Origin of the sequence: Pontimicrobium sp. SW4 (assembly GCF_039954625.1) — a bacterium.
Classification (GTDB): domain Bacteria; phylum Bacteroidota; class Bacteroidia; order Flavobacteriales; family Flavobacteriaceae; genus Pontimicrobium.
In genome coordinates, this window is record NZ_CP157199.1 from 2055672 (window position 1) to 2073988 (window position 18317).

Annotated in this window: 14 protein-coding genes; 13 read left to right on the plus strand and 1 reads right to left on the minus strand. The window is 32.1% G+C overall.

Annotated features, from left to right (window positions below; genetic code table 11):
- Positions 1–6 precede the first annotated feature (6 nt).
- A complete protein-coding gene (locus ABGB03_RS09640) occupies positions 7–1950 on the minus strand; it encodes a peptidylprolyl isomerase (protein ID WP_347922303.1) in 1944 nt (647 codons plus the stop codon).
- Between the two features lie 161 nt (positions 1951–2111).
- Here ABGB03_RS09640 and ABGB03_RS09645 point away from each other — a divergent pair, with 161 nt between their 5' ends.
- From ABGB03_RS09645 to ABGB03_RS09705, 13 genes are all read left to right on the plus strand, one after another.
- Positions 2112–2567 carry an SRPBCC family protein gene (locus ABGB03_RS09645; protein ID WP_347922304.1) on the plus strand — a complete coding sequence of 152 codons (456 nt, stop codon included), beginning with the start codon at positions 2112–2114 and terminating at the stop codon, positions 2565–2567.
- Between the two features lie 22 nt (positions 2568–2589).
- Entirely contained in the window at positions 2590–3924 is a 1335-nt protein-coding gene (locus tag ABGB03_RS09650; RefSeq protein ID WP_347922305.1) for an alpha-L-fucosidase, read from the plus strand.
- 30 nt (positions 3925–3954) lie between these two features.
- Positions 3955–5496 (plus strand): serine hydrolase, encoded by a 1542-nt coding sequence (locus tag ABGB03_RS09655; RefSeq protein WP_347922306.1) that lies wholly within the window; start codon positions 3955–3957, stop codon positions 5494–5496.
- 10 nt (positions 5497–5506) lie between these two features.
- Positions 5507–6775 (plus strand): aminotransferase class V-fold PLP-dependent enzyme, encoded by a 1269-nt coding sequence (locus ABGB03_RS09660; RefSeq protein ID WP_347922307.1) that lies wholly within the window; start codon positions 5507–5509, stop codon positions 6773–6775.
- A gap of 39 nt (positions 6776–6814) precedes the next feature.
- Positions 6815–8002 carry a dipeptidase gene (locus ABGB03_RS09665; RefSeq protein ID WP_347922308.1) on the plus strand — a complete coding sequence of 396 codons (1188 nt, stop codon included), beginning with the start codon at positions 6815–6817 and terminating at the stop codon, positions 8000–8002.
- A 215-nt stretch (positions 8003–8217) separates the two neighbouring features.
- Positions 8218–8721, plus strand: a complete 504-nt coding sequence (locus ABGB03_RS09670) for a hypothetical protein (protein ID WP_347922309.1) — start codon at positions 8218–8220, stop codon at positions 8719–8721.
- A gap of 64 nt (positions 8722–8785) precedes the next feature.
- Positions 8786–10999: a RelA/SpoT family protein gene (locus ABGB03_RS09675; protein ID WP_347922310.1), complete on the plus strand. Its 2214-nt coding sequence runs from the start codon at positions 8786–8788 to the stop codon at positions 10997–10999.
- A gap of 27 nt (positions 11000–11026) precedes the next feature.
- Entirely contained in the window at positions 11027–11482 is a 456-nt protein-coding gene (locus ABGB03_RS09680; protein WP_347922311.1) for a transcriptional repressor, read from the plus strand.
- 7 nt (positions 11483–11489) lie between these two features.
- On the plus strand, positions 11490–12761 hold the full coding sequence (locus ABGB03_RS09685; protein WP_347922312.1) for an adenylosuccinate synthase: 1272 nt from the start codon (positions 11490–11492) through the stop codon (positions 12759–12761).
- Positions 12762–12890: 129 nt separating this feature from the next.
- The gene (locus tag ABGB03_RS09690; RefSeq protein WP_347922313.1) at positions 12891–14657 is read left to right on the plus strand and encodes an OstA-like protein; all 1767 of its coding nucleotides are present in this window, start codon (positions 12891–12893) and stop codon (positions 14655–14657) included.
- A gap of 1 nt (position 14658) precedes the next feature.
- Positions 14659–15837, plus strand: coding sequence for an aspartate aminotransferase family protein (locus ABGB03_RS09695; RefSeq protein WP_347926412.1), 1179 nt, complete (start codon positions 14659–14661; stop codon positions 15835–15837).
- Positions 15838–15955: 118 nt separating this feature from the next.
- Entirely contained in the window at positions 15956–17359 is a 1404-nt protein-coding gene (locus ABGB03_RS09700) for a tetratricopeptide repeat protein (protein WP_347922314.1), read from the plus strand.
- Positions 17360–17396: 37 nt separating this feature from the next.
- Positions 17397–18314 carry a DUF368 domain-containing protein gene (locus ABGB03_RS09705; protein ID WP_347922315.1) on the plus strand — a complete coding sequence of 306 codons (918 nt, stop codon included), beginning with the start codon at positions 17397–17399 and terminating at the stop codon, positions 18312–18314.
- The last annotated feature ends 3 nt before the right edge of the window (positions 18315–18317 follow it).

The window sequence follows — 18317 nt, forward strand, 5'->3', positions numbered from 1 at the left end:
TGTCAATTAGTTATTAATTTGTGTTTTAACTTTACTTAAAACGTCTTGATTGATTGTGACCTCATATTTGTTTTTTAAGTCTTCTATCCAATTTTGCTCTACTTGTTGTTGGTAATCGTTAATAACCATACCTCTAGCTTCATCAAGAGTTCTAAAAAATTCTGGTTTTACTTTGCTAACCTTCACAACATAATACATATTATTTTGAACATAAATTTTTGAAATACCTTCTTTAAATTGAAATCCTTTTGGTAATGCTTGATGATTTGCCTCCATAGTTCCAGAGGTAAATATTACATTTTGCTTGCCATTTGTGTTGAGCTTTTCTTTAATACTTTCAACTGTCTCATTATTTTTAAGCAAACTTGCAACAATCTTTATATCTTTTTCTTGAGATGCTGTTGCTACCACTGCTTCTACTTGAGTACTTTGTTTATATTTTTGTTTATTTTGATTGTAATAAGATTCAATACCCAAGGTATCACTTTTTGCAGCGTTCCATATTTTTGTTTCCATTAAATCGAATAATAACAGTCCTTCTCTATATTCGTTTAAAATTTGAGCAAATTCTTGATTTACATTTTCTAGATTTTCTTCATGATAATTTAAAACACAAGTATTTAAAAATATCTCGTAAGCTTCATCTACAATGTCTTCAAAAGTTTTACCATGTGTATTTCCTTTTTGCTGTGATCTTAAAACGCTTACAAAATCTTTATAAATCCATTGTTTATCACCAATAGTTAAAATTGTTTTAGCCTTATCAAAATCTTCAGGAAGCTGCCATTTTCTTGCGTAAAAATCGTCATTTAATATAGATACGAAATACTTCTTTGCAGAATTTTCGCTATTAACATTATATTGTTTCCTTAACTTATTTTGCATTGAAGCATTAATAAGTTTTGAACGCGAATCTCTACTTACTTTATTTTCAAGTTCGTATTTCATATCCTCAAAACTACCAATAGGTTTGAGACTATAACGTTTAACAATATGCCATCCATATTCCGACTCAAAAGGCTTAGAAATTGCTTCATCTTCTTGTAAATTAAAAGCTATGTCTTCAAAAATAGTAGAACTTAATTGTCCGCTTTTAAAAGGTGCTAATTTTCCTCCTTTACTAGATGAACTCTTATCTTGAGAAAATTGTTTTGCTAATAATTCAAATTCTTGCCCTTGTTCAATAAGTTTATATATTTCTTTAATTCTAGTTTCAGGATTTTCACTTGAATCTACTTGATTCTTAGAAATCATAATATGTCCAGCAGTAATTTCGCCTCTAGATTTACGCTTATCTAGCACCTTAACTATATGATAACCAAATTGTGTTCTAAAAGGCATGGACACTTCTCCAACATTTGTATTGAACGCTTCATTTTCAAAATCATATACCATTTTAAATGCCGAGAAATATCCTAAATCTTCAACTAAAATGGTGTTTCCATTATGAAGTTCTTTTTTTAGTGTATCATAATCTTCATTTTTAAAACGTTCTCTAAGATTTATCAACCTATTATAGACTTCTAAAGTGTCTTTTCTTGATGGATCTAACCTAAATAAAATATGCTTAGCATTAATATCGTATAAAATTCTGTCGTAAGCCTCTGTCACTAAGGCGTCAGTCACCTCACTATCAACTAAGTAGTTTTTTGCTAATTGCTTTTTATAACCATCTAACTCTCTAATGTATTGTGGTTTTTTATGAAAATCTAGTGCTTTAGCTTCGGCAAGTTTTAATTTATAATTAACAAATAATGACAAATATTGATCTACATCTTTTTGAGATTCATCTTTAACTAAATTTAAGTTTTTATTATAAACTCGTAGAAAATCCGAAGCTAGTACAGGACTATCTCCAACTGTAAAAAGAATATCCTCGTTTTTAGATTGTGCATTAGTAAAAAGTGCTGAGAATAAAATAACACACGTATAAAAAATGTATGTTCTCATAAGATATGGGCTTTTATTGAATTGTAGCAAAAATAATATATTTAAAAGATTAAACAAGTAATAACTTAACGATACATAACTAGGATTCGTACTCCTTAGGTATATTATTTTTATTTATTAAAAATGTACTCTATCTTTAAAAACACAAATACAAAAATATTATGAAATATTCTGTAAACGTCACTATTGAAAAGCCTCGAAACGAAGTCATTAAAAAAATGGACAATGTAGACAATATGAGGCATTGGCAAAAGGGGCTTATATCTAGCGAGCATATTTCAGGCACTCCAGGTGAAGTTGGTGCTAAAATGTGTTTGAATTACAAAATGGGTAAACGTGAATTATCACTTATAGAAACTATTACCAAACGTAATTTTCCTAAAGAGTTTCATGCTACATACAGCACTAAAGGTATGTATAATATACAGGAAAACTTTTTTGAAGAAACACCAGAAGGACTTACTAAATGGGAATCTAAATGTGAATTTCAACCCTCAGGCTTCATGATGAAAGTCATGGTGTTTTTAATGCCTGGAGCATTTAAAAAACAATCTAAAAAATATATGATTGATTTTAAAAATTTTGTTGAAAAAGGAACGTCTGTTGCAGAAGAGTAAAAACCAACCTCTAAATCATAAAATGAAAAAAAATATCACTAGAATATTTATAGTACTGCTATTCGTAAGTTTTTCAATAAAAATTTATTCTCAAACTAAAGAAATCCCGAAAGAAGAACGATTAGAGTGGTTTAAAGATGCCAAATTAGGCATTTTTATTCATTGGGGAATTTACAGTGTAAATGGTATAGATGAATCTTGGTCCTTCTACAATGGTTATATTCCTTACAATGAATATATGAAACAGCTCAATGGGTTTAATGCAAAAAAATACAATCCAGAATATTGGGCAAAACTCATAAAGGAAAGTGGTGCAAAATATACAGTTATAACTACCAAACACCATGATGGTGTTGCTTTATGGAATACCAAACAAAGTAATCTAAATGTTATTAAAAAAACAAAAGCAAAGCGTGACCTAATAACACCATTTGCTGAAGCTGTTAGAAAAGAAGGTTTAAAATTAGGGCTTTATTATTCATTATTAGATTGGTCTCACGAAGATTATCCAAATTTTACTAGAGACAAAAAACGTTATGAAAATGATAGCATAAAATGGCGAAGGTTTACAAAATTCAATTTTGGACAACTAGAAGAGCTCACCAAGTTTAATCCAGATTTATATTGGTTTGATGGTGATTGGGAACAAAGCGCTGAAAAATGGAAAGCCAAAGACATTAGAGATTTACTCCTAAGTAAAACACCTCATACCATAATTAATTCCAGATTACAAGGATATGGTGATTATGCAACACCAGAACAAGGTGTGCCAGTGGCAAAACCAAAAAACAACTATTGGGAATTGTGTATGACCATGAATAATTCTTGGGGATATCAACCTAACGACACTGCATATAAAACATCAAATCAAGTTATTAGAATTTTAGTAGACTGTATTAGTATGGGTGGAAATTTACTCTTAGATATTGCTCCTAAACCAGATGGTACTATCCCAGAAGAACAAGTCTCTATTTTAAAAGATTTAGGTCGTTGGACTAATAAACACAAAACTGCTATTTATGGTACTCGTGCTGGTATTCCTCATGGACATTTTAACGGTTACACAGCTTTAAACAAAGAAGGCAATATCTTATATTTATATGTTGATAATAATCCTAATGGGTCATTACTAATAAAAGGCTTAAAAAATAAAGTTAATAGAATTTGGGTTGTAGGTAATGGTACAAAACTAGAACATAAAGTTATTGGAAAACAGTACTGGAGTAATGTTCCTGGTTTACTATATATCGATCTCCCTAATCATGTTCAAGATAAAGACGTTACCGTTATTGCAGTACTTTTAGACGGTAAAGTTGATTTATATAGCGAAGAAGGTCATTCTATAGAAGATAATTAATTTTAACATTAAAAACATAAAAACCAACCAATGAAGCGAATTATTTTTCTCATTATTCTGTGCTCTCTTATCTCCACTGAAATACAAGCACAACAAACAAAAGTTGATCTTAAAGAACTTGATAATTATTACGAGAAAATGGTGAAGGATTGGGATATCCCTAGCACAACCATTGGTATTGTAAAAGATGGAAAACTCATTTTTACTGGAAATTATGGTACCATGGAAGTTGGTAAAAACCAAAAACCTAACGAGCATACATTATATGCCATTGCATCCAATTCCAAAGCGTTTACCTCAGCAATGATTGGTATGTTGGTTCAAGAAGGAAGGCTTAATTGGAATGATAAAGTAAAAAAACATTTGCCCTATTTTGAGGTCTATGATACTTGGGTAAGTAATAATGTCACTATTCGAGACCTTTTGAGTCATCGCGTTGGCTTAGGCACATTTAGTGGTGATAATATTTGGTATAAATCAGATCTTCCAGCTGAAGATATCATCAAACGTATAAAATACGTTCCTCAAGCCTACGACTTTAGGGCAGGATATGGTTATTCCAATTTGATGTTTATTGCTGCAGGCGAAATTATTGAGAAAGTTACAGGCAAAAGTTGGGCAGATAATGTACAAGAGCGCATCCTAAATCCTTTAGGAATGGATCGTACAATTTCAACTGTTTATGATTTAGAAAAGAAAGGGAATTACGCTACACCACACGCTAGAAAAGATGAGAAAAACTATCCAATTCCTTGGGCAAAATGGGATAATGTTGCAGCTACTGGTGGATTAATTTCAAGTGTATCTGATATTGCTAAGTGGATGATTTTTAATTTAAATAATGGCATCCATGAAAAAGATACATTGTTATCTAAACAAACTAGAAATTTAGTATGGACACCTCATAATAATCATTATGTAGACCACACCACTAAAAATGATTTTAATAGGCATTTCAATTCGTATGGTTTAGGTTGGGGATTAAGCGATTATCATGGACGCATGAGAGTTGGTCATACTGGAGGTTACGATGGGATGATTACAGCTGTAACACTTATTCCAGATGAAAATTTAGGCGTTGTTGTATTAACTAATGGACCAAAAAGTCCAATTATGGCTGCAACATATTATGCCTTAGATAAATTTTTAGGTGTTGAAAACAATAAAGATTGGTCAACAGATTTTTTAAATAATACCAACAAAAATGCAAAAAATGACACACGAATTTCTGATAGAATAAAAGCTAGAGTTTTAAACACTAAACCAATAACCCAACCTAAAGATTTTGTTGGCGATTACAACTCAGATATGTATGGTAAAATAAGTATTGTAGAAAAAGATAATGAGCTGAAACTACAGTTCTCTCATTCACCATTACTATCAGCAACCTTAACGCATTGGAATCATGATGTATGGAAAATCAATTGGGACCATCCTCATGCATGGTTTAGTTTTGGCACGATTAAAATAAATACAGATAACAATTTAAAAGTAACTGGATTTGATTTTGATGTACCAAACGATGACTTCTTTTTTGAAGAATTAAAACCAAAGAAAATAGCATCCAACTAGAACACTATTTATGAGAAATTTATATCGCAGAAACTTCGTAAAACAGCTTTTCACAGGCGTTGCAGGGACCGTTTTATTATCGTCTTATAAGCCAAGTGATATAGATTTTTCCATAGAACTTTTAGATACAAATGATAATAGTGAAACCTTTTGGGAGAACATAAAAGCTCAGTTCAAATTTGCACCAAATTTGCGATATTTTAATAATGGGTCATTAGGGTCATGTCCAGTAGCTGTGCAAAAAGCAACCAATGAATTTAGAGCGACTTTAGATGCATTTCCATCAAAATATATGTGGGGAGGTTGGTATAACGAAAAAGAAGAAGTAAGACAAAAAGTAGCCGATTTGTTTTCAGTGTCAAAAGAAGAAATTGCTTTAACACACAACACCACTGAAGGGATGAACCTCATCGCTAGAAGTTTCAATTTAAAAGAAGGTGATGAGATCATTTTAATAGACCACGAACATAAAAGCAGTGTGATTCCTTTTACCGTTTGGCAAGAAGAGAGAGGTGTGAAATTAGTGCGCCCAGTAATTCCAATACTTCCAAAAACTGTTGAAGATATTGTAAAGGTGTATGAAGATGCTATTACGCCACGCACCAAAATAATCTCGATGTGTCACGCAGTCAATACAAATGGTATGGTGCTTCCTGTAAAAGAAGTATCGAAAATGGCGCATAAAAAAGGTATTCTAGTCGCAGTTGATGGTGCTCAAGCAGCAGGTATGTTTGATATAGATTTAAAAGATTTAGGTTGCGATTTTTATACAGTAAGCGCTCATAAATGGTTGTTTGCTCCTAAGGGCATTGCCATGTTTTATGCTAAAAAAGAAAGTCAACATCATTTAAAACCTTTAATAGTTGCGAATGGACATACCGATAAAAGCATAAGACGTTTAGAGAATTATAACACTAGAAACTTACCAGAATTATTAGGCTTTGGTAGTGCAGTCGATTTTATAAATAGTATTGGCAAGGAAAAAGTATCGAAGCGTTCATACGAATTGAAACATTACTTTAGAAATAAAGTAAAAGACAATCCAAAATTTAAATTAAAAACACCAGGACATGATGGTTTATCGTGTGCTATTCAAACATTAGAAGTTGTTGGTAAAAATGTGAGAGATGTAAAAAGCAAACTCACGGACGATTATGGTATCGACACACGACCAATGAGTAGCTATGGTTTAAATGGTGTGCGTATTTCGTTTGCCATATTTATTACCAAAAAAGATATCGATTATTTAGTAGACGCTTTAGAAGCAATAGCTGGATAAATTTTACTGACATTATTAAAAACATCTTACACCAAGAATATGAAAAAAATAATCCTATTATGTATTGTTATTGCATCCTGTAAACCTGCACCTGAGAAAGCCTCTAAGGTCAAAACCTACGCTGAAATTCACGCTGAAGCTATCGTGGTTGATACTCATAATGATATTCTGATGAAAGCTGCAGACAATGGGATTATTTTTGATCAAGATCTCACTGGAAAAACACATAGCGATTTAGATCGCTGGAAAAAAGGAGGTCTGGATGTTCAAATATTTTCTGTGTATTGTGATGGTGGTGCCGAAAACGCCTATGCCTATGCTAACAGAGAAATGGATAGTTTAGATGCTGTTGTATCGCGAAATCCAGATAAGATTGCTAAAGTGGCAAACTATAAAGAAATGATGGCCGCAGTGAATGACAATAAAATCGCTGCCATGTTTGGTGTAGAAGGAGGACACATGATTGAGGATGATCTTGCTAAATTAGAAGCACTTTATAATCGTGGTGCAAGGTATTTAACCTTAACACATAATGTTGCGCCATCTTGGGCTACAAGTGCAGCCGATGAAACAACCAATCCAAACTTAGAACAAAAAGGACTAACCGATTTTGGAAAACAGGTAGTGAAACGCATGAATGAACTGGGCATGATGGTAGATATAAGTCATGTTGGCGAACAAACCTTTAAAGATGTCATTGAAATCACTACCAAACCAATCATAGCATCTCACAGTTCAGTGTATAGCCTTGTAGCAAGTCGTAGAAATTTAAAGGATGAGCAAATTAAAGCAATAGCTAAAAACGAAGGCGTGATTATGGTGAATTTTCATCCTGGATTTATTGATAGTAGTTTTGATGGAAAAGAAGCTGCCTTTCTTGAAAAACACTCAGCAGAAAGTGATTCTCTAATAAAAAGTGGAATGGATGAATGGTACACTTTAGATTATCTATACAATAAATATAGCAGTGAGACAGCAGCCATGAGACCACCATTATCTATGCTCATGGATCATATAGATTACATTGTTAATCTGGTAGGTATTGATTATGTAGGTTTAGGCTCTGACTTTGATGGCATCAATCTTACACCACAACAATTAGACGATGTTACAACCTACCCATTAATCACTAAAGCATTAGTAGAAAAAGGCTATAGTGAGGAAGATATTATTAAAATTCTAGGAAGCAATTTCTTAAGAGTTTTAAAGGCCAATGAGGCAAAATAACAACAATTCTTAATAAGATAAATTTAAGTTACTTGGCTTTCTAAAAAAGTAGTTGAAAATTCATTTACCTGCGCTGAATTTACTTAAGTAAATTCTAATATGAATCACTAAAACAATACCAAATTGGACATTAAATTAACCTTAAACAAAGTCAAAAAAAAATATTTTTTACGCAACTTTTTAATACTCGCAGCATCTATAAAATAAATAACGCTATGAAACAATTTACTCTTTCTTTAATTTTTCTAGTATTGTTAGCTTCTTGTAGTACAGATAATGATGAGCGCTATGATATTACTACTTATTACTTTGCTAAACAATCTAAAATTGCATTGACAACAGAAGACACAAATACGTTTGCTAATATAGTATATGGTGAAAACCTTGTTTTTAAATACAATTTGATTAAAGCTGATAATCCAAATATTCAAGACGATGAATATTCTGAAAGACTTATTTTTGAAATTGATCCTTCTGTAACGGAATTTACTTATAATGCCGAAGATATAATTCAAGCAAATGCATATTTTAATCAATACTGTTTTTGTGCAAACATAGGTAGCATACCAATTACTGCTGGAACTATTCAAGGAACAAAAATAAATGCTGATGATTGGCTGGTTTCAATTAATATAAGTTTTGAAATTAATGGTGAGCCACAATCTCGAAGCATAAACAAAGTATTTTCAAACATTGCAACTTTCCAACAAAGTTATTAGACCAACAAAAATTAAATCCTAAAAACATATTGCTCATTAATTTACTTTGTGCTATTTTTAATCTATGACAGATGTTGAGATTGAAAAAGAAAATGCAGCCATTGCTAAAGCCTACAAAGAGCTTCTAAAAGTTAGCTACAGAACCCTTACTAAAGACGACAAAACGCTTATTAGAAGTGCTTTTGAAGTGGCTCTTGATGCGCACAAAAATCAGCGTAGAAAATCCGGAGAAGCCTATATCTTCCATCCTTTGGCTGTGGCAAAAATTGTTGCCCAAGAAATAGGTTTAGACGCTACGTCTATTGCTGCAGCGTTACTTCATGATGTCGTTGAAGACAGTCCCGACTTCACCATTGATGATATTCAACAAATGTTTGGAGAAGCCGTTGCAAAAATTGTAGATGGGCTTACAAAAATATCCTCATTAAAAAAGGATATGAACGTGTCAATGCAAGCAGAAAATTTCCGAAAAATGCTGCTTACTCTACATGACGATGTTCGAGTAATTATTATAAAAATTGCTGATAGATTACATAATATGCAAACTATGGAATCTATGCGAATGGATAAGCAAGTAAAAATTGCTTCGGAAACCCTTTACATTTATGCGCCATTAGCACACAGAATTGGCCTTTATAATATTAAAACTGAGCTTGAAGATCTTAGTTTAAAATATACTGAACCTGAAGTCTATAATGATATTTTACATAAAATTAAAGAAAGTAAAGAGCAGCAAGATGCCTACATAAAGGATATTAGTGATATTTTAAAAACGTCGCTAGACAAAGAAGGCTTAAACTACGATATAAAAGGGAGACCAAAATCTATTTTTTCTATTCGCAGAAAAATGCTCAAGCAAGGAGTATCGTTTGATGAAGTTTATGACAAATTTGCGGTAAGAATTATTTACAAATCCGATATTGAAAACGAAAAATTTTTAGCTTGGAAAATTTACTCGATAGTTACAGATCATTTTAGACCAAATCCTATTCGATTACGTGACTGGATTTCTTCTCCTAAATCAACTGGCTATGAAGCATTACACATTACCGTAATGGGACCTAAAGGACGTTGGGTAGAAGTACAAATTCGTAGTGAACGCATGAATGAAATAGCCGAAAAAGGCTATGCTGCGCATTATAAATATAAGGAAGGAACTCAAAAAGAAGATTCACTTGATGTTTGGATTGGTAAACTTCAAGAAGCTCTAGAAAATCCTGACGGAAACGCTGTAGATTTTGTTGAACAGTTTAAACTCAATTTATATTCAAAAGAAATATTTGTTTTTACACCGACAGGTGATTTAAAATCTTTACCTAAAGGTGCAACACCATTAGACTTTGCTTTTAGTATTCATACCGAAGTAGGCATGAAAACTCGTGGTGCAAAAGTAAACGGTAAACTAGTACCTCTAAGTCATGAATTACAAAGTGGAGACCAAGTAGAAATAATGACTTCAGAAAATGCTAAACCAAATACCAACTGGTTAGATTATGCCACAACAGCAAGAGCAAGAAGTAAAATAAAATCATCTTTAAATGCTGAAACCAAAGTTATTGCAGAAGATGGTAAGGAAATACTACGCCGAAAACTAAAGCAGCTTAAAATTACGCTTAATGAGAAATCAATCAATGAACTTGTAAATTATTATAATTTAAAAACTAGTCTCGACCTTTTCTATCGAGTTGGCATTGGTGCTATTGACAGTAAAATGCTTAAAGATTTTGCCTCTTCAAGAAGTAATGCTTTAGTAAGCTATATTAAAAATAAAATTACGCGTAAGCCTTCGTCTTCTAAAGAGGATATAGATAAGGATGAAATAACTGCCAAATACGATATGTTAGTTTTTGGTAAAGAAGAAGAAAAATTAAACTATAAACTTTCAAATTGTTGCAATCCTATTCCTGGTGATCCAGTTTTTGGATTTTTAACCATAAATGAAGGCATAAAGGTTCATAAAAAGAACTGCCCAAACGCCCTCAGCTTACAATCCAATTATGCCTACAGAATCATTTCTGCAAAATGGATTGATTCTTCGCAACAAGAATTTACTGCCATTATTAAATTAAACGGTATTGATAACCTTGGATTGGTTAATGAAATCACAAAAATAATTTCAAGTAACATGCATGTAAATATGAAGAGCATTAGTTTTGATACTGACCATGGTGTGTTTAATGGAAAAATTACGGTGGTTGTAAAAAACAATAATTTGGTTAAGAAATTAATGGACAGACTTAAAAAAATTAATGGTATAGAAAAAGTATCTAGAGTTTAAAAAATAGTTTAAATTTGCTACGGATTTATGAGTGCAAAAACCGAAAATAAAAACCAAGACATTGTAAAAAATGTATTCACTAAATTTTTAGAAGAAAATGGGCACAGAAAAACGCCAGAACGTTATGCCATTCTTCAAGAAATTTACGATAGCAACGACCATTTTGATATAGAATCTCTATACATCAAAATGAAAAACAAAAACTATCGTGTGTCACGTGCTACGCTATACAATACTATTGAACTTTTATTAGATTGTGCATTAGTTAGAAAACATCAATTTGGGCAAAATCAAGCACATTACGAGAAATCGTACTTCGACAAACAACATGATCACGTTATTTTAACCGATACAGGTGAAGTCATCGAATTTTGCGATCCAAGAATTCAGTCCATAAAAAAAACAATCGAAGAAGTTTTTGACATAGATATTCATAATCATTCACTCTACTTTTACGGAACAAAAAAACAACCAACAAACTAATTACATAATGGCAGTAGATTTACTACTAGGATTACAATGGGGAGACGAAGGCAAAGGAAAAATTGTTGATGTACTTACCTCTAACTACAATATTATTGCACGATTTCAAGGTGGTCCAAATGCAGGACATACGCTTGTTTTTAATGGCATGAAGCATGTTTTACACACAATTCCTTCAGGTATTTTTCATGAAGATGCAACCAACCTTGTAGGTAATGGTGTTGTAATTGATCCTGTAATATTTAAAAAAGAGTTAGATAAACTAGCGGAACAAAATGTAAATTATAGAAAGTCATTATTAATATCAAGAAAGGCACATTTAATTTTACCAACACACCGTTTATTAGACGCTGCAAGTGAAGCTGCAAAAGGTAAAGCTAAAATTGGATCTACGCTAAAAGGTATTGGCCCAACATATATGGATAAAACTGGTCGTAATGGTATTCGTGTTGGAGATATAGAATTAGATGGCTGGAAAGAAAAGTATCGTACTTTAGCAGACAAACATGAAGCAATGATTGCTTTTTACGATGTAAATATTCAATATAATTTAGCTGAATTAGAAGTTGAGTTTTTTAAAGCTATAGACGTTTTAAAATCATTGACTTTCATAGATTCTGAAGAATATATTTTCCAAGCTCAAAAAAATGGCAAATCTATTTTAGCTGAAGGAGCTCAAGGCTCTTTACTAGATATAGATTTTGGAACATATCCATTTGTAACATCATCAAATACCACAGCTGCAGGAGCTTGTACAGGTTTAGGTGTAGCTCCTAATCAAATTGGTGATGTATTTGGCATCTTTAAAGCCTATACAACACGTGTAGGGTCTGGACCATTCCCAACCGAATTGTTTGACGAAATTGGAGAAACTATGGGACGTGTTGGTCATGAATTTGGCGCAACAACTGGACGTAGTCGTCGATGTGGATGGCTGGATTTAGTGGCTTTAAAATATGCCTGCCAAGTAAATGGTGTGACGCAATTAATGATGATGAAAGCAGATGTGCTATCAGGTTTTAAAAACTTAAAAGTATGTACCGCTTATAAATATAAAGGAGAAGAAATCACTCATTTACCATTTAATATTGAAGCGCATAACGTAACGCCTATTTATAAAGAGTTTAAAGGTTGGAAGGAAGATTTGACAGCTATGGAAAATGATTCTCAAATACCTAAAGAATTAAACGACTATATAGACTTTTTAGAAAAAGAACTAGAAACACCTATAAAAATAGTATCTGTTGGACCAGATAGAAAACAAACTATTTTTAGGTAAATTAAAGTAACCCAATAAATAAAACCTGTTATCAACCTAGTTGTTTACAGGTTTTTTTATGCTAAAAATTTATTAACTAGCAATAAAGAACTAATATAATAGTTATTTTTACCATAAATAATTGAAGCCTTGAAGTTTTATAAATTCACATATCTACTTGTAATAGTTACTTTTTTTATTTCCACTTGTTTATTTGCTCAGCAAAAGCGAAAAATAGACGTCAAATATGCTGGAGATTTAGAAATTAATGAAGAAAAATACCCTGGAGCCAAAATCCTAACGAGAGATGATTCTCAGCAAATACACATTATACATGATGGGATTGATATGTGGTGTGACCAAGCAATACATTATGAAAATGAAAATTTTGTAGAAGCTTACGGCAATGTTATTGTAAAGCAAGGAGATTCTATTAACATGAACTCTAACTATGTTGAGTATAGCGGAATCACAAAACTCGCTTATGCTAGTGGCGACGTTGTTTTAACCGACCCTACTTCAACCATCAAAACAGACACGCTTTACATGGATCGTGTAAAACAGCAAGCTTATTATAGAAGTGGAGGAACTGTTGTTAAAGATTCGTCAGGTACAATTACCAGTCAAATAGGACGCTATTATATGTCTAATAAAAAATATCAATTTGTCCAAAATGTAAAATTGGTAAACCCAGAATATGTTATAGATTCTGATCAATTAGATTACTATTCTGAAACTGGAAGAGCGTATCTTTTTGGCCCAACAACCATTACTGGAGAAACGAGTACAATTTATTGTGAACGGGGGTTTTATGATACTAAAAACGATACAGGTTATTTTCTAAAAAAGTCACGTATTGATTATGACGACCGAGTTATAGAAGGCGATAGTCTATATTTTGATAGAAATAGAAAATTTGCTTCTGCAACAAACAATATAAAAATTACCGACACCATAAACAAGGCTATTATAAAAGGACATTATGCCGAAGTGTTTAGAGAAAAAGATTCCGTATTTATTACCAAACGTGCTTTAGCAATTTCTGTTCAAGAAAATGATTCTATTTATATACATAGCGACACTTTAATGGTGACAGGTAAACCTGAGAACAGAATTACAAGAGCTTATTATAACGCAAAAATATATAAATCGGATATTAGCGGAAAAGCAGATTCTATTCATGTAAATCATAAAACTGGATTGACAAAACTTATTAATCTAGGCCGTTTTTCATCTAACGATAATTTTGCAAAAAAACGCACACCTGTTTTATGGAATATTGGCAACCAAATGACTGGAGATACAATACATCTTATTTCAAATCCAGAAACTAAAAAACTAGATTCTTTAAAAGTATTCGATAACGCTTTTATTATAAGTAATGATACTATTGGAGATGGTTATCATCAAATGTCTGGAAAACAACTGTTTGGTTTTTTTAAAGATAATAAACTTAGCACCATAGATATCATAAAGAATGCCGAGTCCATTTATTATATGAGAAATGATAAAAATGAACTTGTAGGAACAGATAAATCGAAATCTGGAATTATTAAAATATGGATTACCGATAATGCCATTGATGAAGTACGAAAAATTAAAGATGTAGATGGCAATGTATTTCCAGAAGGTGATTTTCCAGAAAAAGAAAGTTTATTAAGAGGTTTTGTATGGAGGGATGATGAACGACCAAAAAGTGTAGACGATCTTTTTAAAGATGACCCACCACTTGAGCTACCTATTATTAAAGGGTTAGAAGATTATGTGCCTCAAGATGAGTTTTTTGATGAAGCACTTATGAAACGTGTGGAAGCATCCGATAAAAATCGCAACAACAAGAAAGAAGAAAGTAAAGCGTCAAGGAAGATTCCAAAAACTGGCAACAAGCCCTCTAAAAAAATCACAAAACAGCAATAATATTAAAACTGATTTTTTTAAATATCAAGCACAAACTACTCCACATCCATTGGCTATGGAAATTTCTCATGCTAAAGGAAGTTATATTTATGATACCAATAATAAAGCCTATTTAGATTTTGTTGCAGGTGTGTCTGCTTGTCCTTTAGGTCATGGACATCCAAAGGTTATTTCGGCTATAAAAGAACAAGCCGATAAGTATTTACACGTTATGGTGTATGGCGAATACATCCAGCAACCAGCAGTTGAATTAACTAAACTTTTAGCAAAACATTTACCTCAGCCATTAGAAAGTACGTATTTAACCAATTCTGGTACCGAAGCAATAGAAGGCGCACTTAAATTAGCACGTCGTTATACTGGGCGTTCAGAAATTATTACAGCAAAAAAAGCCTATCATGGAAATACTATGGGAGCTTTAAGTGTCATGGGATTTGAAGAACGTAAACAACCATTTAGACCATTAGTTCCTGATGTGCGATTTATTACTTTTAATAATACTGATGAGCTTGAAAAAATCACTACAAAAACTGCAGCAGTAATTTTAGAAACTATTCAAGGAGGTGCGGGATTTATTGAGCCTATTAATGACTACTTAAATAAAGTGAGGCAACGCTGTAACGAAGTTGGAGCCTTATTGATTTTAGATGAAATTCAACCAGGAATTGGTCGTACAGGAACACTCTTTGGTTTCGAAAACTACAATTGTATTCCAGATATTGTGGTTACTGGAAAAGGTCTTGGAGGTGGTTTACCCATTGGGGCATTTACAGCCTCAAAAGCTATGATGGATTGTCTAAAGGATAATCCAAAACTTGGTCACATTACCACTTTTGGTGGCCACCCTTTAATAGCTTCAGCTGCATTAGCAACGCTCAAAGAAATTACATCTACTAATTTAATTTCTGAAACTTTAAGAAAAGAAACACTAATCAAAGAACATCTTCAGCACCCTCTTATTAAAGAAATTAGAGGAAAAGGATTGATGTTAGCTGCCATTTTACCATCTGTCGACATAGTAAATCGTGTTATTTTGCAATGTCAAGAAGAAGGATTAATACTATTCTGGTTACTTTTTGAACCTTGTGCTATTCGTGTCACTCCTCCTCTTACTATATCTGACAGTGAGTTAATTATAGGTTGTGAAATCATAAAAAAGACATTAAATAAAATAGCCTAAAAAGCTTCTTTTTAGTAGGAAAATTGCTGTTAATTACTTTGTTGAAAACAATGATTACTCTTTCTAAAATCTAAGCAATAGAATATTAAATTTATTTTGTGAACTTTTAATGCCACCTATGGAGTTTAGTCAATACGACGACAACAATAATCTATCACTCACAAAATTTGAGTCCATGTTAAAAACCAATAACGTGTTGTTTTTCGACTCAAATGAATTCGAGAATATTATTCATCATTATCTGGACAATGGAAAAATAGCTTTAGCAAAAAAGGCTATAAATCTTGGGTTACAACAACATCCAGCTTCTATAAATTTAAAATTGTTTCAGGTTGAAGTCTATGTGTTTGAAAATAAGCTAGATAAAGCAGATGGAATTTTAAACGATTTATACGAAATAGAACCTAATAATGAAGAAATATATATTCAAAAAGCCAATATTTTTTCAAAAAAGGATAAGCACTTAAAAGCAATTCACATTTTAAAGAAAGCACTTGAGCTTACTGAAGACTCTGCCGACATTTATTCTCTTTTAGGGATGGAATATCTTTTTTTAGATAAGTTTGAAGATGCCAAATTCTATTTTATGAAGTGTTTAGAATGTGACACCGAAGATTATTCGGCACTATACAATGTTATTTATTGTTTCGACTTTTTAGAACAAAATAATGAAGCAATAGATTATTTAAACTCATACCTAGATACCAACCCATATTGCCAAGTCGCATGGCATCAATTAGGTAAACAATACTTTTCAGTTAAAGACTATGAAAAGGCATTAGCAGCATTTGATTTTGCAATTATTTCTGATGATATGTTTGTAGGAGCTTATCTAGAAAAAGGAAAAGTTCTAGAAAAATTAATACGCTACGAAGAAGCTATTGAAAATTATAAAATTACATTAGCTATAGACGACCCAACATCTTTTGCATTACTCAGAATTGGTAAATGCTATGAAAAGTTAGACCAAAAAAAATTAGCTGTACAACACTACTATAAAACAGTTGAAGAAGACCCTTTATTGGATAAAGGTTGGATTGCCATTACTAGCTTCTATAACAAGGATCAAAACTACCCTAAAGCACTTTATTATATCAACAAAGCCATAAATATTGACACTGAAAATGTCATTTATTGGAAGCTTTATGCGCAAATAAACCAACGCCTAAACTTTTTAGAGGAAGCAGAACGTGGTTATAAAAAAACACTAGAACTTGGTAATTACGAATTAAAGACATGGCTGTCGAGAGCTGATATTTTAATACAACTTGGTGAGTATGAAGCAGCCATATTAAATCTAGATCAATCTTTAGAGTTTTATCAAGAAAATGAAGAAGTACAATACCGTTTGGCTGGTCTACATTTTATGATAGGCAAAGAAAATGATGCTCAGGTTTATTTAAACAATTCATTACGTATAAACCCAGAATTCTATTTCATTATTGAAGAACTTTTTCCTGCAATTTATTCTTTGAATAAAGTACAAGAAATTATAGAAAAATATAGAAACCCTTCCAGCTAAAATTGCCTAACTTTACATTTCTTAAAAATTTAGAGTAATGCAAAGACGCTTTTTAGATTACCTCATTATTTCTTTAAAAGGATTGGCAATGGGAGCTGCTGACGCTGTTCCTGGGGTTTCAGGAGGCACAATAGCATTTATTTCTGGTATTTATGAAGAATTAATAAACACCATAAGTGGTGTGAATTTCTCGCTAATAACAACACTCAGAAAACAAGGATTTAAAGCTTTTTGGAAACAACTCAATGGTAATTTCATTACAGCATTGCTCATAGGTATTGTTATAAGTTTTGTCTCATTTATGAAACTTGCAAAATATCTAATAGAATATCATCCAATATTAATTTGGTCGTTCTTTTTTGGCCTCATTGTAGCTAGTATTTATTTTGTCGGAAAACAAATTACCAATTGGAATATAGCTACTGTTTTAATGATTCTTATTGGTACAGCCATAGCTTATTATATTACTATTATTCCTGCTTCTGATGTAAATGACAGTCCTTATTTTTTATTTTTTGCTGGAGCATTGGCAATATGCGCTATGATTTTACCTGGAATTTCAGGTTCTTTTATCCTTGTAATTCTGGGGGCTTACAAAACATTAAGTAATGCAATAAATGATATAGATATTAAAAAACTAGCATTGTTTGTTGGTGGTGCTATTGTTGGATTACTAAGCTTTAGTCATGTTTTAAAATGGTTATTCAAAACCTATCATAACCTAACACTTGCTATTTTAACTGGGTTTATTTTAGGTTCATTAAACAAAGTTTGGCCTTGGAAAAAAGTATTAAGCTGGAGAACAAATTCTAAAGGCGATGAAGTACCTCTTTTAGAGCAAAGTATTTCACCGTTTTCTTTTGAAGGAGAACCACAAGTTATATTTGCAATTGGATTAATGTTTATAGGCTTTTTAACAATAATTCTTTTAGAGAAAATAGGTCAAAAAAATTAAGTT